25 protein-coding genes are annotated in these 21,655 nt (G+C 30.2%); 4 read left to right on the top strand and 21 right to left on the bottom strand.

The window, feature by feature from the left end; genetic code table 11:
- The first annotated feature begins 22 nt into the window (after window positions 1-22).
- A complete protein-coding gene (locus tag ACMCMH_RS08620; protein ID WP_412724606.1) occupies window positions 23-508 on the top strand; it encodes a hypothetical protein in 486 nt (161 codons plus the stop codon).
- Window positions 509-583: 75 nt separating this feature from the next.
- Here ACMCMH_RS08620 and ACMCMH_RS08615 read toward each other — a convergent pair whose 3' ends face one another.
- The 5 genes from ACMCMH_RS08615 to tyrS all read right to left on the bottom strand — a co-directional run bounded on the left by ACMCMH_RS08615 (window position 584) and on the right by tyrS (window position 3,772).
- Window positions 584-844 carry a hypothetical protein gene (locus ACMCMH_RS08615; RefSeq protein WP_412724604.1) on the bottom strand — a complete coding sequence of 87 codons (261 nt, stop codon included), beginning with the start codon at window positions 842-844 and terminating at the stop codon, window positions 584-586.
- Complete coding sequence (locus tag ACMCMH_RS08610; RefSeq protein WP_412724602.1) at window positions 844-1,428, bottom strand: ParA family protein; 585 nt, start codon at window positions 1,426-1,428, stop codon at window positions 844-846. Before ACMCMH_RS08610 ends, ACMCMH_RS08615 begins: the two co-directional genes overlap by 1 nt.
- Before the next feature lie 105 nt (window positions 1,429-1,533).
- Window positions 1,534-1,932, bottom strand: a complete 399-nt coding sequence (locus ACMCMH_RS08605) for a TerB family tellurite resistance protein (protein WP_412724600.1) — start codon at window positions 1,930-1,932, stop codon at window positions 1,534-1,536.
- A gap of 24 nt (window positions 1,933-1,956) precedes the next feature.
- Window positions 1,957-2,451: a DUF2062 domain-containing protein gene (locus tag ACMCMH_RS08600; RefSeq protein ID WP_412724598.1), complete on the bottom strand. Its 495-nt coding sequence runs from the start codon at window positions 2,449-2,451 to the stop codon at window positions 1,957-1,959.
- Window positions 2,452-2,587: 136 nt separating this feature from the next.
- Complete coding sequence (tyrS, locus tag ACMCMH_RS08595) at window positions 2,588-3,772, bottom strand: tyrosine--tRNA ligase (protein ID WP_412724596.1); 1,185 nt, start codon at window positions 3,770-3,772, stop codon at window positions 2,588-2,590.
- A gap of 122 nt (window positions 3,773-3,894) precedes the next feature.
- Here tyrS and ACMCMH_RS08590 point away from each other — a divergent pair, with 122 nt between their 5' ends.
- Entirely contained in the window at window positions 3,895-4,380 is a 486-nt protein-coding gene (locus ACMCMH_RS08590; protein ID WP_412724594.1) for a MarR family winged helix-turn-helix transcriptional regulator, read from the top strand.
- Between the two features lie 2 nt (window positions 4,381-4,382).
- Here ACMCMH_RS08590 and ACMCMH_RS08585 read toward each other — a convergent pair whose 3' ends face one another.
- From ACMCMH_RS08585 to napA, 14 genes are all read right to left on the bottom strand, one after another.
- On the bottom strand, window positions 4,383-7,289 hold the full coding sequence (locus tag ACMCMH_RS08585) for a type I restriction endonuclease subunit R (RefSeq protein ID WP_412724592.1): 2,907 nt from the start codon (window positions 7,287-7,289) through the stop codon (window positions 4,383-4,385).
- Between the two features lie 39 nt (window positions 7,290-7,328).
- Entirely contained in the window at window positions 7,329-7,481 is a 153-nt protein-coding gene (locus tag ACMCMH_RS08580) for a hypothetical protein (protein ID WP_412724590.1), read from the bottom strand.
- A 34-nt stretch (window positions 7,482-7,515) separates the two neighbouring features.
- Window positions 7,516-8,685, bottom strand: coding sequence for a restriction endonuclease subunit S (locus tag ACMCMH_RS08575; protein ID WP_412724588.1), 1,170 nt, complete (start codon window positions 8,683-8,685; stop codon window positions 7,516-7,518).
- Complete coding sequence (locus ACMCMH_RS08570) at window positions 8,678-9,724, bottom strand: PDDEXK nuclease domain-containing protein (protein ID WP_412724586.1); 1,047 nt, start codon at window positions 9,722-9,724, stop codon at window positions 8,678-8,680. Before ACMCMH_RS08570 ends, ACMCMH_RS08575 begins: the two co-directional genes overlap by 8 nt.
- 11 nt (window positions 9,725-9,735) lie before the next feature.
- Window positions 9,736-11,301, bottom strand: a complete 1,566-nt coding sequence (locus ACMCMH_RS08565) for a type I restriction-modification system subunit M (protein ID WP_412724584.1) — start codon at window positions 11,299-11,301, stop codon at window positions 9,736-9,738.
- Between the two features lie 75 nt (window positions 11,302-11,376).
- Entirely contained in the window at window positions 11,377-11,820 is a 444-nt protein-coding gene (locus tag ACMCMH_RS08560) for a PAS domain-containing protein (protein WP_412724582.1), read from the bottom strand.
- A gap of 20 nt (window positions 11,821-11,840) precedes the next feature.
- Window positions 11,841-12,224 carry a chaperone NapD gene (locus ACMCMH_RS08555; protein ID WP_412724580.1) on the bottom strand — a complete coding sequence of 128 codons (384 nt, stop codon included), beginning with the start codon at window positions 12,222-12,224 and terminating at the stop codon, window positions 11,841-11,843.
- 10 nt (window positions 12,225-12,234) lie between these two features.
- Window positions 12,235-13,179: a WD40 repeat domain-containing protein gene (locus ACMCMH_RS08550; RefSeq protein ID WP_412724578.1), complete on the bottom strand. Its 945-nt coding sequence runs from the start codon at window positions 13,177-13,179 to the stop codon at window positions 12,235-12,237.
- Entirely contained in the window at window positions 13,172-13,447 is a 276-nt protein-coding gene (locus ACMCMH_RS08545) for a hypothetical protein (RefSeq protein ID WP_412724576.1), read from the bottom strand. The genes ACMCMH_RS08550 and ACMCMH_RS08545 overlap by 8 nt, the downstream gene beginning before the upstream one ends.
- Before the next feature lie 3 nt (window positions 13,448-13,450).
- Window positions 13,451-13,930, bottom strand: coding sequence for a ferredoxin-type protein NapF (locus ACMCMH_RS08540; protein WP_412724574.1), 480 nt, complete (start codon window positions 13,928-13,930; stop codon window positions 13,451-13,453).
- Window positions 13,931-13,932: 2 nt separating this feature from the next.
- A complete protein-coding gene (locus tag ACMCMH_RS08535) occupies window positions 13,933-14,568 on the bottom strand; it encodes a nitrate reductase cytochrome c-type subunit (RefSeq protein ID WP_412724572.1) in 636 nt (211 codons plus the stop codon).
- Complete coding sequence (gene napH / locus ACMCMH_RS08530; protein WP_412724570.1) at window positions 14,568-15,383, bottom strand: quinol dehydrogenase ferredoxin subunit NapH; 816 nt, start codon at window positions 15,381-15,383, stop codon at window positions 14,568-14,570. The genes ACMCMH_RS08535 and napH overlap by 1 nt, the downstream gene beginning before the upstream one ends.
- On the bottom strand, window positions 15,376-16,170 hold the full coding sequence (gene napG, locus ACMCMH_RS08525) for a ferredoxin-type protein NapG (RefSeq protein WP_412724568.1): 795 nt from the start codon (window positions 16,168-16,170) through the stop codon (window positions 15,376-15,378). The genes napH and napG overlap by 8 nt, the downstream gene beginning before the upstream one ends.
- Before the next feature lie 62 nt (window positions 16,171-16,232).
- On the bottom strand, window positions 16,233-19,052 hold the full coding sequence (gene napA, locus ACMCMH_RS08520; protein ID WP_412724566.1) for a nitrate reductase catalytic subunit NapA: 2,820 nt from the start codon (window positions 19,050-19,052) through the stop codon (window positions 16,233-16,235).
- 189 nt (window positions 19,053-19,241) lie between these two features.
- On the opposite strand from napA, the gene ACMCMH_RS08515 reads away from it, so the two are divergent.
- Window positions 19,242-19,526 (top strand): c-type cytochrome, encoded by a 285-nt coding sequence (locus ACMCMH_RS08515; RefSeq protein ID WP_412724564.1) that lies wholly within the window; start codon window positions 19,242-19,244, stop codon window positions 19,524-19,526.
- 48 nt (window positions 19,527-19,574) lie between these two features.
- Here the strand turns inward: ACMCMH_RS08515 and ACMCMH_RS08510 are convergent, their stop codons facing one another.
- A complete protein-coding gene (locus tag ACMCMH_RS08510; RefSeq protein WP_412724562.1) occupies window positions 19,575-20,750 on the bottom strand; it encodes a class I SAM-dependent methyltransferase in 1,176 nt (391 codons plus the stop codon).
- Between the two features lie 158 nt (window positions 20,751-20,908).
- Here ACMCMH_RS08510 and ACMCMH_RS08505 point away from each other — a divergent pair, with 158 nt between their 5' ends.
- Window positions 20,909-21,280, top strand: coding sequence for a hypothetical protein (locus tag ACMCMH_RS08505; protein ID WP_412724560.1), 372 nt, complete (start codon window positions 20,909-20,911; stop codon window positions 21,278-21,280).
- A gap of 7 nt (window positions 21,281-21,287) precedes the next feature.
- On the opposite strand, the gene ACMCMH_RS08500 is transcribed toward ACMCMH_RS08505, so the two are convergent.
- Complete coding sequence (locus ACMCMH_RS08500) at window positions 21,288-21,653, bottom strand: VanZ family protein (protein WP_412724558.1); 366 nt, start codon at window positions 21,651-21,653, stop codon at window positions 21,288-21,290.
- Between the last annotated feature and the right edge of the window lie 2 nt (window positions 21,654-21,655).

The following is a 21,655-nucleotide window of genomic DNA, read 5'->3' as shown; positions in this document are numbered from 1 at the left end:
TAAAAATAGATAAAATACCACCATGAATTTAACAACAACTATGAAACAACACTTAACAAGAGATAGCATTGTCGATATGCTTACAAGATATGAACTATATTATCAAATTAGTTTAGGAAACTTTGTATTAGAAACTTTGCAAGACTACGATGAAACTTTGGCAAAACTCAAAGAACTCAACCTTCAAGTTCCTGTTGACACTGCACTGATGAATATAGTGGAGATTGTAAAACTACATTGTCTTAAAGATAATTTTGATGAAAAACTAGAATACCATCTAAGAAGTTGTTCTATCTTACACGCACTCAAAGACTTTATAAATACAGATAAAGAACTCTTAAACTCAGAAGACTATAAAGAGGACAAAACAAAAGCGATTGTTGCTGATACTTATTTTCAAGAGACTATGAAAGTACAAATGGAGAGTGATTATAACTTTGTTTATAATCATTATGACCTAATGATAACAGATGAAGTGATCACTAAAATTCATACAAATATTGGATAATATTTACAATTAATCTACATTATTTATTATTAAATATATTTATTTACAAGGTAATTAATGTATTTTAATTGTTTTTTATTCTGAAAGATTGATAACTTTATTTTTAACCAACAACATCTTGATGACACTTCCAACTGATCGCATCTCATCTTTAGCATATTGTTCTAGCTCTTTTTTTTGAGTAGGGGTTAGTGCTATTGTTATAGAAGCATTTGCTTGCTCTTTTTTCACCTTGCTACCTACAGGTCTACCTGCTTTTTTTTGCAAATCTTTATGTGTGATAGAGTTTTGCTCAGTTGAGTCTTTTTTGAGTTTATCAAATTTTGCTTTTGCCATTAGAGATATTCCTCTATTTTTTTCATCAAGTTTTGCATTGTATTTGATATTTTTTTATAAGTATGTTTTTTCAGTCCTGAACTTGCTGCAAATTCTATAATACTTACACCTTCATTTTCTGCTGTTTGCAATGCTCTTGTGTGTGAGATAGCAAAATAGTCAATATCATCTTGAGTATTTTCACTTAAAAATCCAATAGCATCTTCAACATCGTTTTCTTTTAAATAAGCATTTACCACAAATAAAATAGGAACATTTAATTGTTTTACACGCTCATAACTCTCAAGTGTTGTACCCAAAGAGTTAATAGTAGGATTGAAAGGGATGATTACTAAATCGGCATTTTGTGATATCTCATCAAGTCTTATATCATCAAAACCACCAAAATCATACACAACATCTCCCTCACTCAAAGTAGGAATTTTTTCCTTTAGACCTATTTTTATAACTCTATCATCAAGTGTTTGAGCAAGCATACCGTAAGGGTCTAACTCTATAATGGAAGTATCAAAGTGAAGTGCTATTTGTGTAGCTAGCATCGATTTACCTACACCACCTTTTTGATTATATATAATTATTTGCATTTAATTACCTTTAGTTAAAATTAATTCTCTTATTTTATATTTAATATTCTTTAGTTACAATTAATTACAAGGTAAAAAAGTAGAATTATTTATCAAAAAATTTTACTAATTTTCAAGAAAAAGTTTCCCCTGTGAGTAGAGTGCAGAGGTCATCTTCCCCCATTGAGAATATATCTCTAACCTATTTTTAGAGATACTAAAAGCAGCTGCAATCTCATCGATTATTTTATGTTCAAAACGGTGGTATTTATCATCTGAGTGTACCAAAATCAAAAGCTCAAGTAATACAATTATTTGGCTTTGTTCTGTTTTGATATCTGACAAAACATCACTAAGAACAAAGTTACTGCCATCGTGTTCTATATTATCTATACCCATCTCAGCACAATATTCTTTGATGATATCTTTTTCCTCTTCATCGAATTCACCATCAATATTGGCAACATAATAAGCCAATTTTAAAAAAGCAAATTTTTCTCCAGCTTTCAATCGCATAAGTAACATACTATCTCCTTGTATTTAGTTTGCCTATTTTTTCTTTCTTTGTGTATAATGAACTTTTTTATCTCTATTAACAAAATAGATCCACAAATAATTTACAATAAAATAACTCATACCAGAGACAACGGTAGCAAGAACAATAGATCCTGTGCAAAGTTGCATAAATATATTTCCAATATTTTCATTGAACCATTCTAGATTCATTTGTATATTTAAAACTTCTGTATTTAAAATAAAACTTCCTATACTATATTCAACATAATAGATAAAAGGCATTGTGATAGGATTGGTTATCCAACACAACAAAATTGCTAAAGGGACATTAAACTTCAAAAACTTCATCATCACAATTACCACAACCATCTGCATAGGTATAGGCAACAGTGCAATAAACAAACCTATGAGTAAGGCTTTTGTAACCATTGTACGATTGACCGCTATATATTCGTATGGAATATTATATTTTGAAATAAAATCTTGTGACTTTTTTGTTTTTGTTAATTTTTTAATTCTTTTTTTCATTATAATAACACCGCTTAGATTCAAAATAGGTATCTTTGTGAAAAGACCTATTATTATACAAAGTAAAACTAATACAAATATAAATATAAATTATAAAGTGTTATATACAAGTAAAAGACACGAATCTTTACTCAAACTAGTTTATTTTAAAATATTTCCTTTTTCCTACTTTGACAACTATATTTTCTGTGGAGATGATTATGTTTTTATCTGTTTGTTTTAGGTTGTTTACTGTGATTGCATTTTGCTTTATAAGTCTTAAAATATCACTGTTGCTAAAAGAGTTATCCAAAAGCTTTCTTATTAGTTCAAATAATCCCATTTGCTTTTCTTCTATAATAACATTTACCATATCTTCTTCAAGGACTTTCTTTTTTTGGAATTGATTTATAAATCTCTCTTTGGCTTTTGATGCTTGCTCTTCACCTTTCATGATTTTAGTGACCTCAAAAGCCATTTTTATTTTTGCATCTCTTGGGTGTAAACGCACTATCTCCTCAACCTCTGATAGCTCTACTCTTGTATTATTTATAAGAAATACTTTTATCATCTCATCTGGTTGTGCCATTAACGAACCAAACATATCATAAGCATCAAACTTTAAAAATATACCCGTACCCCTACTTTTTGACATCAACTCACCTGTAAGAGGATTTTCCATGAGGTTTACAGTTACAACAAATTTATCTTTTTGGTTGATTGTTTTTTGTAGTTTTCTCCCTACTAGTGCATTAAATGTCTGATCATTACCACATAATTCAACATCCACATCCATTGCTACACTATCATATCCTTGCATCATTGGGTACATAAACTCATGCATAAAGATAGGTTTGTCTTGATTTATTCTTTTTGTAAACATATCTCTTTCTAATAATTGCCCAACAGTAAAGTTACTTGCTAGTTCTAAAATATCTTCAAAATTCAATTTACTTAACCATTCTGAATTATATGCTATTTTTGCAGGATTGATTGGGTCATTGAAATCCAACAAGGGTTGAATCTGTTCTAACCAACATGATACATTTTTTTGAACCTCTTGTTTTGTTAATTTTGTACGAGTACTATTTTTATCTGTGGGATCCCCAATTCTTGCAGTAAAATCACCAAATAAAACAACAACTTCATGCCCTAATTGTCTAAACTCTTCTAACAGCTGATAATTTTTTGCATGGCTTAAATGTAAGCTATCACTTGTAGCATCAGCACCAATATAAAACTTTTGTTTTTTGCTGTTAAGTCTATTTATAAACTCTTCTTTGCTTGGAAGGATGTTTGTTATTATACCTCTGTTTAGTAACTTTTCTATTTGATTATTCATTAGTATTCCTTTAAAATTGAATAGTAACATTGAAAATCTTAAATTATACTTTACTAGTAAAATACTTTTAAAATAGAAGAATATTAATAGAACATTAAATAACTTTTCAATATACTGACTTTATGGATATAGATGAACTAGAAATAATAATAGAAAAAAACAAAACCCAATCGCCAGAAACTTTTAATGAGATATTAAATGTCACCATACCTTTTTATACTTTTTACAAACAGATGAACCAAGGTATATGTCAACTAGAAGAGGAGAAATATAGGATAAACCATAGTGAAGTTGATGTTTTAAGCTCACTTAAAATACTAGGAGATAAGGACTATATCTTAAGTCCCAAGCAGTTGCACCAAAAACTACTCTTCACAGGTGGTGCGATAACCAAAGTTCTAAAAAAACTCGAAGAGAAAAAATATATCAGAAGACTAGATAACAAATACGATAAAAGAAGTAAACTTGTACAGTTAACAAAACTAGGTATAGAGGTGAACGATAAAGTACTCAAAGATATCCTCGATTTTGAGGAAAAATGTTTTTCTGCTTTAAATGAAGAGGAGAAACAAACTATGAAAAATCTTCTTTTAAAAATGACGAAATAATTTTAAGAATTTGAGTATGTTGGTTTTTGTTGGGCTACTTTGAGTACTTCTATAGTTGGTTTGTAGTCTGTTCTATTTGTATTTTGTTTGACTTCAAATCCACCTTCGAAAAACTTATCAACAAACTCTACAATTTTATCGAGCACTCTTTGAACTATTTTTTTTCTTTTTAGGTAAGTATAGTTTTCTTTGAAAGTTTTTGCTACATCATTTGCTAAAGGTTTTCTTTGTTCATAAATATAGGTGTCTACTACTTTTTTCACCTCATCATTTTTTAGATTTTCCTCTTTACATAACTTTTCAAAAGCTTTCTCTTTTTGCTCATCCCAAAACTTTTCAAACTCCTCTTCTATATCTTCACTATTTTTAATTTGGAGTAAGTTTTCATTTATAAACTGTTCTATGAGTTCTCTTTTACTTCGCAAGTGTGGATTGTTATTTAAGATATTTGAAATATTCTCTTTTTGTTTTTTAACTTTCTCTTCATCTTTTTCATCTTTTATCTCACCTAAAAGTTGTAAGATATACGATACATTGATCTCATCTTTATGGATAAGTTCAAGCTCAAAATCTACATCATCTAAAATAGATGTTTTTTCTTTATCATTTGGTGTTTTTGTAGGTTTGATATCAAGATATTTAGAAAGATAGTCGTTAAACTCTTGTTCTCCCATTTTTAAATCAGACCATTTAAAATCAGCGAAACATTCAAGTATATTTTTAGTACGCATTATTTCTCTAAAGATTTGTACAAATTCTAAAACATATTCATCACCTTGATTTCTTAACGCATTGACCTCATCTACAGTGGGAACTAACTCTATAAGCCTTTCATAAATAGCATCAAAGTTTACGATATAGTCTTCATAAGGTTCCATAGTGATCACACCTATAGCTTCTTTATTTGAAAAAAGTTGTATCGCTTCATCTGTGCTAGGTTTTAGTTTTCTAAAACATACTATATTTCCTTGTGATTTTCTTTCATTAAGTAGTCTATTTGTTCTTGAAAATGCTTGTATAAGTCCATGATATTTTAGATTTTTATCTACATAAAGAGTATTTAGTTTTGGACTATCAAATCCTGTTAAAAACATATTTACAACTAGAAGTATATCTATCTCTTTTTCTTTTACTCTTTTTGCTATGCTGTTATAGTAGTTATAGAATCCTTGACTATCTTTTATAGTTTCACTTGATGTGAACATTTTATTATAGTCTTCTACATATTGTTCTAACTTTTCTCTACTATGTGGAGTGAGTGGTTCATCACTATTGCCATCTTCTTCACTATTTGCATCACGACTCTCTTCATTTGCTCCATAAGAAAATATAGTGGCTATTTTTAGATTGTGTTTATTTTCATCTTTACGACTTTTAAATATATCATAATATTTTATAAGTGTATCTACACTACTTACACACATCATAGCTGTAAATTCACGACTATGTGTTTTTCTATCATGATTTTTTATGATAAAGTCTACTATTTTTTCTATTCTTTGGGTACTATCTTCTAACTCTTTTATATCTATATCTTCTACATCTGTATCTATATAGCTCTCTTTGCCCTCTTTCTCTTTATATCTTCCTATATACTCTATAGAAAATTTCAGTACATTTTTATCTGCAATTGCATCGGTTATCACATACTTATGAAGAGATTTACCAAAAAGAGTTTCGGTAGTTTGTAGTCCTGTAGCATTTTCTTTTAATATGGGAGTACCTGTAAATCCTATCATTTGATGATTTGAAAAAAACTTCACTATAGCCTTATGAGTATCTCCAAACTGACTTCTATGACACTCATCAAAGATAAATACTATATGTTTATCTTTGAGTTTTTTCATAGATTCTAAGTATTTGTTTTTTGTTATGGCTGTATTTAGTTTTTGTATTGTAGTTACTATTAGTTTCGTATCATCACTAAACTGTTTTACGAGTGCTTTTGTGTTGTTTGTACCATCAACGCTTCCATCAGAAAAACTATTGAATTCGGCTGTTGTTTGGTAGTCTAAATCTTTTCTATCAACTACAAATACTACTTTGTGCACTTTTGGTAGTTTCATAAGTATTTGAGATGCTTTAAATGAAGTGAGTGTTTTACCACTTCCTGTTGTATGCCAAATATAACCGTTGTCATTTGAGTTGTTTACTTTATCTATGATAGATTCAACTGCATAAAACTGATAAGGTCTTAGAACCATAAGTATCTTTTTACTTTGAGCCAGTACGATATATTTGCATATCATTTTTGATATATGACATCTTTGTAGAAAAGTATCTGTAAACTCATCTAAGTTTTCTATGTTTTTATTTTCTTTATCTGCCCAATAAAATGTTTGCTCGAATGATTGTCTTTCATTGTTTGAGTAGTATTTTGTATTTACACCATTACTTATAACAAAGATTTGCACATATCTAAAAAGGGCATTGTTTGCATTGTATGAGTGTTTTTGGTATCTGTTGATTTGATTAAAAGCTTCTTTGAGTTCTCCACCTCTTCTTTTGAGTTCAATTTGTACTAATGGTAAACCATTGATAAGGATAGTTACATCATATCTATTTTGATATTTTCCCTCTACTGTAACTTGTGAAGTTACTTGAAAAAGATTTTGACACCAATGTTCACTATCTAAAAACTCTATATAGTTGTTAGTTCCATCATCTCTTTGTAAATTAAACTTATCTCTTAATATTTTAGCTTTTTCAAATACATTACCTTTATTCAGATGATTTAAAACTCTTTTAAACTCAGTATCAGAAATAGTAGTTTTATTATGCTTTTCAAGTCGAGTTTTTAAGTTCTCTTCTAATGCTCTATCATCTTGTATCACAACTCTTTCATATTCTAATGTTTCAAGTTGTTTTAAAAGGTTTTCTTCTAGTACTGCTTCACTTTGTTTGCTCATTTATTTAATCCATCGCATACTATTTTTTCAAAAATAGAACTAGTTTCGTTTTTGTACTTTGATGCCATATTTTTCTCTTAAAGTTTTTACTTTTGCTACTAGTTCTTTAGTAGGTTCTTTATAGCCCTCAATATTTTGAGTTGTTTTTATAATCTTTTCTAACTCTTTTTTATCTAATGGATTTTTACTCATAATATTATTCCTTTATATTTTATTTTACCATAATCTACACAAACATTGTCTGCAATAATGCTTTTTTAAACTCTTTTGTTTGTTTTAATTGTTTTTGAGTTTTCTCAATTTTTCTATCTATTGAAGATAAAAAGTTTGCTATTTTTATTTGTTCTTCAATACAAGGTAATAAAGTATTTATTTTCATCATTATATTAGCATTTAATTTAGTACGACCACCACCAACTAAAAAGGGTTCTATATTTATTTTAGAAAATGAATATTCTAAAAACCTATTGTTTGCAATATCTCTTTTTGCTTGAAGAACATGAGCATGATTATTTACCCAAATTTTACCATTTACATATTTAATAGGATAATTCCTTAAATCATTTGCCCCATCCTCTGCAACTAATATAAACTCTCCTTCATGTGTAAATCCTTGAACATAGTCTTGTATTCCATTAGCCCCATAATAAGGTGTATTTCCACTACTTCTATTAGATGAGGATATGGGCACTCTCAAATTATCATATCTTTTAACAATTTCATCTAACTTCTTCTCTTCCCAATCACAAAAATCACTCCCATCATCATCCTTAAATCTAATCTCTTGATTAAATATCTTTTGCATCACACCTTTTTTATATTCTTTTAGTAAGGTTTTTTTGCTGACAAGTTGTTCTATTTTTGTATCAACAGAAGTTAAAAAAGAAGCTATTTTTTCTTGTTCTTGTTTTGAAGGCAACTTAATAGGTGTATTTTTGATAGTTTTTAATGAAAGGTTTTTTATTGTTGAACCCGTTAATTCAGAAGAGTAAAAATATTGTATTTTATTATGAGAAAGTTGATTACTTATAAAAAATTTATTTGTAAGTGAATCATTTATATTCATGTAACAAGCACTTTTTCCAAGCATTACTTTTTCATTATTATAAAATGCAATATTTCCTATAGTGCCATTAATCGACATTAATATTGTATTAGTATTTAGTTCTCTATAATGTTTTTTATATTCATCTTTTGAAACTCTTTTAGTTTTTTCATCTAAAATTATAGTGCTGTTTTTTAGGTTATTACCATTTACAAAATAATATTCACCATTTTCATCATAAACTGGTGTACTATGAATACCGTCACTTATTTTTGCACAAAGTAGCTCTAATTTTTTTTCTTCCCAATCCCCACTAAATTCTTTAAATCTTAATTTAGGTATTTTACTCATCCATCATTCCTAGTTCATTTTCTATCTCTTCTATTGTTGGAAGTGATGATTTTAGATTTTTAGGTAGTACATGGGTTAGCTCATATTCACTTACTCCCATAGGCTTGTTTATATCTTTGAGTGAGTACTCTACTACAGTATCGTTTTTTGACTTACATATTAGTATCCCTATAGTTGGGTTATCCTCTTTTGACTTTAGTTCCCCATCCACTGCAGAGATATAAAAATTTAGTTTCCCTACAAATTCAGGCTTAAAATCAACAGTTTTTAACTCAATAACTACATAACTATGAAGCTTTACATGATAAAAAAGTAAATCAATTTTAAACTCACTACCATCTACTATTAGCTTATATTGTCTTCCAAGATAAGCAAAGCCTTGCCCTAATTCTACTAAAAAGCTTGTGATATTATCTACTAAAGCATCCTCAAGTTCTTTTTCATCATAATCTTCTCTCATCTGAGTGAAGTCAAAATTGTAAGGATTTTTAAGTGTTTCTACAGCTAAAGCAGAATGAACCTCTGGAAGCTTTACTTCAAAATTTGTTATAGATTTTCCCTGTCTTTCATATATATTTTTATCTATTTCATTTTTTAACATAGCTCTTGAGTAGTTATTTTGAATAGTTAAATTTATATAAAATAGTGCTTCTTCTATAGAGTTTGACTTACTTACTATAAAAATATTATGTCCCCATGGTATCATAAAAATTTTGGCAACAACTTGTTGCCCAATTTCCTTACTACTTTTGGCAACAACTTGTTGCCAAAATATATACCATTGTTTAATCGCTCTTAAATTTCTATATGAAAAACCTTTCATATTTGGAAACTCTTTTTTTAAATCAGTACTTAACTTATTTAAAAAACCATCACCCCAAGATGAATCTTTTTGTTTTTCAATTATCATAAAAGCTATATCCCAATAAAGCTTTAACAGTTCTTCATTTACTTTGATACTAGCTTTTATTTGAGAGGATTGTATCTTTGATTTTATTGTTTTTATAAACTCTTTATATTCTTGTATTTCTATATTCATATTAGTCCCTACTAAAACGGCGTAGAGATATTGAGTTCTCTACAAAAGTTAGCGATAGTTTCATCAGTAGTTTTCATATCCATATCAAGTTGTTTTAACTCTTTTGATACTTCATCTAAATCAACAGGCTCTTCCTCTTCAAAGGTATCTACATACCTTGGGATATTTAAGTTATAGTCATTTTCTTTTAGCTCACTCAAGGGTGCTAGATATGAATACTTATCTTCAACCTTTCTATCTCTATAAGTAGATACTATTTTTTCTATATCTTCACTTCTAAGATAATTTTGATTTTTAGCTTTAAGAAAATGATTTGAAGCATCTATAAAAAGTACATTTTCACTATCTTCTCTACATTTTTTAAATACCAATATACAAGTAGGTATAGAAGTACCATAAAAGATATTTGAAGGCAATCCTATAACTGCATCTAAATAGTTTCTATCCTCACACAGATACTTTCTGATATGACCTTCTGCAGCTCCTCTAAATAATACCCCATGAGGTAATACAATAGCCATAGTACCATTATCATCAAGATGATGAATCATATGTTGTACAAAGGCAAAATCTGCTTTTGATTTGGGTGCTAGTTTTCCATATTGAGAAAATCTATCATCACTTAAGAGAAGTGGATTTGCTGACCATTGAGCAGAAAAAGGAGGATTTGCAACTATCGCTTCAAATCTTTCATCTGTATGCTGTGGCTGTTCAAGAGTATCTTCTTGTTTGATATCAAACTTTCTATAGTGTACATCATGCATAATCATATTCATTCGTGCAAGGTTAAAAGTAGTTCTGTTTAGTTCTTGTCCGTAAAAGCTAGATACATTTTCTACTTCTTTAGCAACTCGCAAAAGCAATGAACCTGAACCACAAGTTGGGTCATATACAGATCGGAGTTTTGTTTTTTTGTTTGTTACTATTTTTGCTAATATTTGTGAGACCTCTTGAGGTGTGTAAAACTCCCCTGCTTTTTTACCAGCTCCACTAGCAAACTGAGCTATTAAGTACTCATACGCATCCCCTAAAACATCTCTATCGTTGTTTTTGAGTTCAAAATCTATTTTGTTTAAGTGTGCGAGTACCTTAGATATAAGAGTATTTTTAGCAACTTCTGTGTTTCCTAATTTTTTAGATGTCAAATCCAAGTCATCAAATAACCCTTCAAAATCATCTTCACTCTCATGACCCATTGTTGATTGTTCTATATGTCTAAGTACTTCTGTTAAGTCTTCTAGTATAAAATTATTTGCCTCAGAGTTCCCTTTTTCTGCCATTGCAGAAAAGAGTTCCGTAGGTTTGAGAAAGTATCCAAGTTGTTCTATACTATCTTCTTTGATATTTTCAAACATCTCTTTATGCTCTTCATTGTTCGAACAATCAAGTTGAGTAAATTTGATACCATCACCTTTTAGTAAGTCATTGGCGAAGTTTTCTATTTTTTCAGATAAGTATTTGTAAAAGATAAACCCTAGAATATAGTCACGAAACTCATCAGCATCCATCTTACCTCTAAGTTCGTTTGCTATATTCCAAAGTTGTTGTTCTAATCTTTTCTTCTGTTCTTCACCCATACCTATATATCCTTGTATTTATTAGGATATATTTTACCTAAAGTTTGATTTGATAGGTATTTTAGGGCTATACTTTTAGTTGTATATGATACTTCTTATATTTTCTTTATCTCTATTTCTATGCTCATCATAAAGTTTTTGGTATTTGAGTTTTTCTTCATAAGTTATAGGGGTTCGTATCGATTTGTATTCTACTAGTTCATTGTCTTTATACACTCCACTAATAGTAGCATGAACCCAATAATATCCAGTATCTTTCCGAAGATTTTTAACGATACCTTTCCATTGTTTTTTTTCCTGAAGAGTATCCCAAATCTCTTTAAAAACACACTTTGGCATATCTGGGTGTCTTACCACATTATGTGGTTTTCCTATAAGTTCACCCATCTTGTATCCTGAAATCTGAGCAAATGTATCATTTGCATAAGTTATATTTCCTTTTAAATCGGTTCGAGAGATGATCAACTCATCTTGAGGAACGAGTGTTTCGATTAAAAATTCACTTTCATTATATTCCATGATTTTTCCTTTTTGTATGATTAGTCTATCTTGTCAAAATCAGCAGCAAAGCCCTCTAAATCTTTCTTTTTGAGGTCACCTCGATAAATCACTTTATCTAAATCGATGTCATCATCATTTAACATTTTTGGAACAGCATCAGCATTGTTCAGTACTTCTATATGTTGGTCAAGTTCATCTTCACTATATGCCATTTGCATATCAGCTGCAACTACATGAGGAATATTTTCTATTACTCTGAGTTTTTCAAGCTCCTCTTGTACACCCTCACCTTCAATAGTGATGATAATTCGCCCTTTTTCATCATGCATATGATAATCACACACTTCACAACTCTTCAAATTCTGTACAACCTCATCTAGATACTTTGGTAATGTTTGGACTACTATACTTGATATATTCATAATTTACTCCTTACTGTAATTTATAATAATTTATTATTTGACTATCACTACTTACAAACAACTCTTTTTCATTGATAAATAATATTTGTGTTAGTGTTGCCTCTTGAGCACTTAGAGTATACAAATACTTTTGTGTTTTGATGTCAAAAATTAAAACTTCATTTTGTTCATTGTACGCAACAGCTCCTATCTTTGCATTTGGACTTAAAGCACAAGCATAAAGTAAAAAATCAAAACCTAAACTATATGATGAAGAGTTCTTATATACTACAGCTTTTCTATCTTGTCCAGCTGTTAACACCACACCTTTTTTATAGTCAAGTTGGTACACTTTATCTAAATTTTTTGCTTTTGGTACTTCTAATTGCTTTGCTGTGTTTACATCTAAAATGCGTACTTTCCCACTCTCATCTGTTGTTGCAAATTTTGTTTTATTTTCATTGAGCATGAAGTGCGAAAATGATGAATGACTTACTTGCTTTAAATAAATCTGCTTTTGTGTCGCAATATTATAAAGTCCAATTTGATTACTTAACAATCCAAATAAAATAAAATCAGACGAAACAAAACTTGCTTTTTGTATAAACATCTTTTGATTTATATCTATTATTTTTACTAAACTATTATTGGTATACAAAAATATATTTCTATACCCTTTCATCCCTTGAGAAACTATCAATATTTTATCTTCAATAATATCAATAGAATAAATTTTAGCAGCGATCTCATCACCCATAAAATCTTTTATATTGGGTAATTTTATAGTTTGTATTTTATCATTTGATACTATATCAAAAACTTCTACTGTACCATTATCAGTTCCTGCATAGAGTTTATTTTGAGTATGTACGATACTTTGTACTGTACCTGTAGCTTCAAAGCTCTTTGCTGGAACTAAATTTTCTAAAGCAAAAAGGTTACTTACTAGTAATAGTAATAATATGTTTTTAAGCATTTATCTTATCGATCTCGTCTTGATATTCTTTTTGGAGTTCTGCCATTTTATCACTTAACTCTTGATAGTTTTTTGGTGATAGTGTTTTTGACTTTGTCCACACAACTTCAATATCATTTGCATATTTACTTCCTAAAGTTTCAATATTTTCTTTGTACTGATCTAAATCTTTACATATTACTGTTGTTTCTTCTAAAGTATCTGTAAGTTCTATAAACCAATCTCCTTCACTATTTTCATCCACATACGATGTAAATTTTACTGCCATCTTTTAATCCTTTATAATTATTGCTTGTGTTGGACATCTACTGATGCAAAATCCACATGAAGTACATTTATCATCCACAATACTTGGTCTAAACATACCCAAAAACTCTATTGCATCTTCTAAACATGGGTCTTTACATGAAAAACACATAGTATCATGCCAACTCATACATTTGAGTATATCTATCTCAATTTTTTGTGGTATATTTTTTTTATATTCAACTTTTAAAACATCGCTAGGGCAAGCTTTTGCACACTCATCACAATAGGTACAGCCACTTTTACTAAACTCCAACTTTGGTGTTTTGTTCTCTTGTATTACGATAATGTTCTCTTCACAAAAAGTGCTACAAATACCATCACATTCTATACACTCTTTAAGAAAAGAATCCTCATCTACAAAATATGGAGGTCTTACTACACTTTGTTTTTTCTCTTTTTCTTTTGAAGAAAAAAGAGAACCAAAAAGTTCTCTTCTATCCATGGTTATTCACCAAGTATTGTATCTAAACCTTCTGTAAGTTTAGACCCACTCCAGCTTGATTTTGTTGCACCATCTTTGCTTGTAAATTCAGCATTAAATGTATTTTCAACTAGCTGTCCTTCACTTTGTGGTGCATGACATTGACTACAATTAAATCGAGCATTTACTAAAACATCTTTCTCTTGAATAGCTATCTCATTTTTCATATTGTCGATACTTTTTTCAAATTTTTTCCCATCAAATTTATGATGTGGTCTAAAATTTGTAAAGTGCGATTTTGGAATTGGAGTTGCATTCATACTCTCTGCTACACCTGGGGTATGACACCCTACACATTGGTTGTTGTCAATTGTAATTGGTAACATCCCTTCTGTATCATGAGGTATCATTGGCGGTGCATCTTGAAATGCTCTTTTAATAAGATGACCACTTCCTGCATACTCTTTACTATATTTTGTTTCATCTGGTGTTACTGTATTTTCATTGTACAAATCAACTTTTCGTAACCCCAATGACTCTTCACTTACTAGTTTTGCTGTTTTTATTTCAGTATTTTTTTCTGGTGTATTATTACATCCTGTAAAAAATATAACAGACCCAACAACAACACTTAGACTAATTTTTACAATTGTTTTCATCACTTCTCCTTAGTTTTTTGATTTGCTAATTCTCGTATTGAGAAATTTAAAGCATCATCATCACAAACTTCTATACATCTAGCACAATTTGTACACTCGCCACTCAAAACTTGTTCCGTTGATTTACCAACCATGAACAATACTTGATTTTCAGGACAAACCTCTTTACACTTCATGCACAATGTACACTTTTCCTCTTGGTGTTTTACTCGTATAAGACTATATTTTCCAACAATAGAATAAAATCCACCTAATGGGCAAATATGACCACACCAACCATTTTTTAAAACAAAAAGATCAAATAAAAAGAGTACAACTACAGCTGCCCAGCCAAAACCCATACCAAAAACTAGTCCTCTATGTACCATCGATATAGGCGAGATAAACTCAAAAGCCGTTACACCAAAACCAACTGAGATAATCAAACTAATCATAATCACCCAATATCTCATACTTCTAGTTGCAGGTTGTCTTTTTTGTACTTGATTAAATCCCAATTTTCTTCTTAAATAGTTTGCACTATCTGTGATGATATTTACAGGACAAACCCAAGAACAAAATGCACGACCACCAACAATGGCATAAAATAGCACAGCTATAACAGCTCCCAAAAGTACATTGGATGCTATAATAGCTCCTGCTGCAAACATTTGTAAAACAGCATACGGATCACTCATAGGAATAGTTCCCATAATCAAAGAGGAACTTAAATTTCCAGTGATAAATGACCAACCCCAAGCATTTGCCCCAAAGTATAAAAACATCAAACTTATTTGAGTAACTCTTCTCAAAATCAAATATTTATTTTTAATCATCTAAAAGTCCTCCCATATCGTTTAATGAATCTACAGCACTTTCTTTACTTATCTCTGTTGTTGTTCTTCTACTTGTAGCATTTTCAAGTCGTTTTTCATCATTTTTATCCCAACCTTTGATATAATAATCTCCAGCTTTACCTAAAGCTATCTCTTTTGGTAATACAAAAATAGAAGCTTTTTCAGTCACACAAGCTCTCTCACAAAGACCACATCCAGTACAAAAATCACTATCTACAACAGGTTTTAAAAAAGCATGCTTTCCTGTTCTTGAATTTTTTTCATACTCTATTTTTATAGCAACATCCAATAATGGACAAGCTCTATAACAGGCATCACACTGAATACCCCAAAATGCTATACAGTTTTTTGTATCTATAACCGCTGTTCCCATCTCTGCTGTATTTATATCAAGTTCATCATTAGAGTTACTTACTTTTTTAATATCTAAAGCATCTGTGGGACATACAGGAACACATGGAATATCTGTACACATATAACAAGGAACATCTCTTGGTGTAAAATATGGAGTTCCTATTGGTTTATTATCCCCTGGTGCTGCTAACATGAGTGTATCAAATGGACATGCTTCTACACACATACCACATTTGATACAAGTTTTTAAAAAATCCTCTTCATCCAATGCCCCTGGTGGTCGTAAAATAAGTGCATTTGCTGTGATTTCGTCTACATAAGCACTCCATACCAATCCACCTAATGCAGCAACTCCTGTTGCTCGTGCAATTGTTAAAAAGAATTTTCTCCGTTCACTCATTGTTTCTTTCATCTTTTTTTCTCTATTTCTATTTTAGTTAGGCAACTAGTCTATAAAACCAATTGCCTATAGATCTATGCTTTATAAATTTTTACTGCACACTTTTTAAAGTCAGTTTGTTTTGATTGAGGACAAGTATAATCTGCACAAACTTTATTTATGAATACTTTTTCATCAAACCAAGGAACAAATACTAAACCTCTTGAAGGTCGGTTTCTCCCTCTAGTTTCAACTCTAGCTTTTACTCTACCTCTTCGTGATTCTACCCAACAAAGTCCACCTTGTTTTACATCATAGTTTTTAGCATCTGATGGATGCATATAACATAATGCTTCTGGTACTGCTCTATAAAGTTCAGGAACTCGCATAGTCATTGTTCCACTATGCCAATGTTCTAGTACTCTTCCTGTACTTAACCAAACAGGATATTCTGTATCTGGCACTTCAGGAGGATCCATATATGGTCTTGCAAAAATTTTCGCTTTATTTTTTAAAGATTTTTTTGTTTTATCTGTGATAGCAGTTAAGTTACCTTGAGCTAAAGCTTTTGCCAATGTTCCGTAAAATGCAAAATCTTTACTATCTGTTGCTTTTCCATATTTTTTAGCATAAGGATCGTATTTAGTATTAAATCTCCATTGAGTTTCTTTCCCATCAACAACTGGCCATTTAAGTCCTCTTACTCGATGATATGTATCAAAGTCAGCTAAATCATGTGCATGACCTCTACCAAAATATGCATACTCTTCAAATAAATATTTTTGAATAAAGAATCCATACCCATTAAATACTTTTCCATCACTACCAACTACATTTCTGTTATCTCCAAATCCTTCAGAGTTATCGTACCCTTTTTGAATAGGATCATTATGATCTAGTTTATAACTTTTTGCACTTTCATTTGCAAAAAGGATTTCATACATAGTTGTATCTTTTGTGTATCCCATTTTTTGAGCATCTTTGATAACATCTGGAAGTGTTTTCTTACCACCAGAACTCAATAAAATTTGTTCACCCCATAAATCACCAACTGTAAATCTTTTTGAAAGCTCAACCCATTGCCAAGTATCAGACATTGCATCACCTACAGGTAAAACTTGTTGTCTCCAATGTTGAGTTCTTCTTTCAGCATTTCCATATGCTCCCCATTTTTCATAAATCATTGCAGATGGTAAAATAAGATCAGAAACTTTTGCAGAGATACCAGGATATCCATCTGAAGTTACAATAAAGTTATCCATCTGTCTTGCTGCTTTTATCCAGTGTTTTGCTGAAGCTGTATCTTGGTAAGGGTTACATACATTTACCCATGCAAATTTCATAGTACCATCTTCAATATCTCTATGAATTCTCATAATATCTTGATGCCCTTTTGGATTGATTGTTCCATGTGGTACTTTCCAAACATCTTCTACAATTTTTCTATGTTTTGCATTTGCAACCATCATATCAGCAGGTAGTCTATGACAAAATGTTCCAACTTCTCTTGCTGTTCCACAGGCTGATGGCTGACCAGTCAATGAAAATGCACCAGAACCTGGTTTTGCTTGTTTATTTAGTAAAAAGTGAACATTGTATGCTAGTGTATTTACCCATGTTCCTCTTGTATGTTGGTTCATACCCATAGTCCAAAAAGATACTACTTTTCTCCCTTTTTCAACATATAGTTTTGCTAAAGTTTGAAGTTTTTTCTTGAACTCTTCAATATCTTCATCAGGATTACCTTTAGATATTTTAGCTACATAATCAACTGTATATGGATCTAAGAATTTTTTGTACTCTTCAAATGAGATTTCCCAGTGTTTTAAACCAGCTGGTGCATTCTCCATAACATCACCCTCTTTATAACCAAATGGTTCTAAAGCAGGAGCTTCTGTAGCAGAAACAACTTTTTTCATCTCTTTTGAGATAGTTTCCAGCTCTTTATCTGTGTATTTTCCATCTAGTATAGATTTTTCATCACTTCTTCTCATACCATATCCTGTATTTACAGGTTGTGAAGCAAATACCATATGTTTGTTTACAAAATCCCAATCAATAGATTCAGGGTAGTTATACACAATCTCTCTTGCTATGTAGTTCCATAAAGCAAGGTCAGTATTTGGTGTGAAAATAATCTCAATATCAGCTAAATCTGATGTTCTATGTCTATATGTTGACATATTTATAATTTTTACATTCTCAGGGTCTGAAAGTTTTCTATCTGTAACTCTTGACCATAAAATTGGATGCATCTCTGCCATATTTGAACCCCAAGATACAACAGTATCAGTAAGTTCAATATCATCATAACACCCACTTGGCTCATCGATACCAAAAGTTTGATAAAACCCAACAACAGCGGATGCCATACAGTGTCTAGCATTTGGATCAAAAGCATTTGATCTAAATCCACCTTTCATCATTTTTTGAGCAGCATACCCTTCCATAACAGTATATTGTCCAGAAGCAAATACACCAACACCTTCAGGACCACTAGCTTTTAGGGCTTTTTTAATATGCACTTCCATCTCATCAAAAGCTCTTTCCCATGATACTGGTGCAAATTTACCATTTTTGTCAAATTTGCCATTTGAATCAACTCTTAATAGTGGAGTTTTAAGCCTATCTGCACCATACATGATTTTAGCATTGAAATATCCTTTGATACAGTTCAATCCTCTGTTTACAGGTGCAGCAGGGTCACCCTTCACAGCAACAATTTTACCACCTTTTGTAGCCATCATAATACCACAACCAGTACCACAAAATCTACATGCAGCTTTATCCCAACGCCAACCAGACTCTGCTGCGTTAGCATTTGCGCTTAGATTACTAGGTACACTCATACCAACAGCAGCAGCTGCAGAAGCAGCAGCTGAACTTTTTAGAAAATCTCTTCTTGAAAGTGCCATATTTTTCTCCTTTAATATGTTTTTTAAACATTTCAGTATATCATTTTATTTATATAAATTAGTTGATATAAGTCAAGAAATTTATTTTTATTTAATTTTTTAAAATATTAAATAAATCTTGATTTAAATCATTAAATATTAAATATTATTTTAGTACAATTTGTTATATTTAATTATAAAGGATTAAAAATGAAAAAATTACTATCAATAGGTTTATTACTTGGATTAATGTCTACTATGGCTTCTGCTGATGCTTACACAAAATGTATTGCCTGTCATGGAGCAAACGGTGAAAAAGTTGCTTTAGGTAAAAGTAAAGTTATGAAAGATATGACAAAAGCTGAAATTGAAGCTTCACTTTTAGGATATCAAAATGGAACTTATGGTGGACCAATGAAAGGTCTTATGACTGCTCAAGTTAAAGGTTTAAGTGCTACTGATATCAAAGATATCGCAAACAAAATAGGAAAATAGGAAAAGAATTTTATAAAATAAGGATTTTATAAACTCTAAACTGATAAATTATTTATTTAATTTATCAGTTAAACTTTTTCCAAAAGCTTCTTCTATGTAAGGTTTTACATTCCACTCACTTTTGAATTCTTCATACTCTTTTTTCACTTTTTCTATATTTGAGTTATCATCAAAAAAAGCTCGTATCATAATATTTTTTGGAGTATGTTCCATATCTATGAACTCTAATACTTGAGTGCGATACCCCATGATCTCCAAAACATTTGCTCGTACACTATCTGTAAGCAGTGAAGCTAGTTTCTCTTTTATGATTCCATATTTCATCATTGGTATCATTTTTTCATTTTTAATTTTCTTTAAAAACTCATGTTGACAACAAGGAACTGCCAAGATAACTTTAGCTCCCCAATTCACAGCTTTTGCCAAGGCTTCATCTGTTGCTGTATTACAAGCGTGTAAAGATATAACCATATCTACATTTGTAAACTGATCAAAACCTTTGATATCACCTTGTTCAAATCGTAAATCTTCAAACTTTAACTTTTTTGCTAAATCTGAACAAAAACTTATAACATTTTCTTTTAAATCAAGCCCAACAATCTCTACATTGTAACCCATTTTTAATACAAGATAATCATATAAGGCAAAAGTAAGGTAAGCCTTACCACATCCAAAATCGATGATTCTGATAGTTTTATTTTTATCCAAATAAGGAATACAATCAGAAACCAACTCTAAGTAACGATTGATCTGTTTGAATTTGTCATATTTTGCATTTACTATCTTACCTTGTGGTGTCATGATACCTAGTTCTATCAAAAAAGGTGAGAGTTCCCCTTCATTTAAGATATATTTTTTCTTTTTATTATGAGTTGGTGCTTCAAATTTTCTAGTCGCTGCTTTTTTATGAACTTTTGCCACACCTTTTTTACTCACTAAAATTTGATAGTCTGATTGAATTGTATTTATAACAATTTGTTTAAAATATGTTTGAGTTAGATAACACATCTCATCTATTGTTTCAGACTTGTTTAGATTTTTATGTTCTACATTTTTATCATAAAAGTACTCAAACTGATATTTCTCTTCATTTTTTATGATAACTTTTTTGATAGTTACTTTAGTAAAAGTTTTTTCAGACTTGTTTCTTACTCCACTAAAAACTGCTTTGATAATAGTATCATCGTTTATTATATTGGTGATTAACTCTGTTATATTTTCCATACTTTTAAAAATTCCTTTTAAAATCTTTTTTTCGTATCATAGCAAAACAGAGTTTCAAGTATCTATAAAAATACTCAACTCTCACTAAAACATCAGAATCAAGTGATACAATGTCATGAAAGATTTAAAACATATAAAAAGTAGATAAGGCAAGTAAAATGAGAATAAAAAAGTTAGATATCGATTCCGTAAAAGATACAGAAGTTCTTTTAACATATTTTTTTAAAAAACTAGATACAAAGTTAGATAAAACTGAGTTGTCTCAACTCTCTTGTCTTCACTACGATTCAAAAAAACAAACTCTAAATTCACTTACAACACGATTCAAAGAGATACTCAAACCACTAAAAGATACAAAAATTTTACAAGAAAATGTTGATGATACTTTGAAAAAAGTTTTATCTGATAATTTTAGATTACAAGAGGAGTTAGTTCGTTGTGATTTTAAAGTGGGTGAACATACAGACTTTTTTTATATTGCTATTATTGGGGTTGATTTTTTTATGATTGAAAAAGAGTTAAAAAAGTAAATATACTTCAATAACTCTTTAGATAACTAGTGTCTTTTACTTTTATATATTTTTCATAAAAACTCAAAACTCCTATAGCTATAACTATACCAATACAATCAGCAACTATATCCAAAACAGAAAAATATCTACTTGGGATAAAATATTGCACAATCTCTATTTGTAGAGCAAAAACAAACAGTAAACAAACTTTTGCTAAAGCAGTAAATATTTTAAATCCTTTATCAATAAGTATATACAATACAAAAAAAGCGATAAGATGATTGAGTTTATCCCAGCTATTTTCAACTACAGCAATAGTTGTAGTTGTAATAGCGAGATATTCTATAGCTACCAAACAAATAAAAAACGAAACTTGAGATAATTTAGTCATAG

This window comes from Arcobacter sp. 15-2 (genome assembly GCF_047159865.1).
Classification (GTDB): Bacteria; Campylobacterota; Campylobacteria; order Campylobacterales; family Arcobacteraceae; genus JAIOSF01.
Note: the sequence above shows the minus strand (reverse complement) of the source record. Positions and strands in the feature narration are given on the sequence as shown.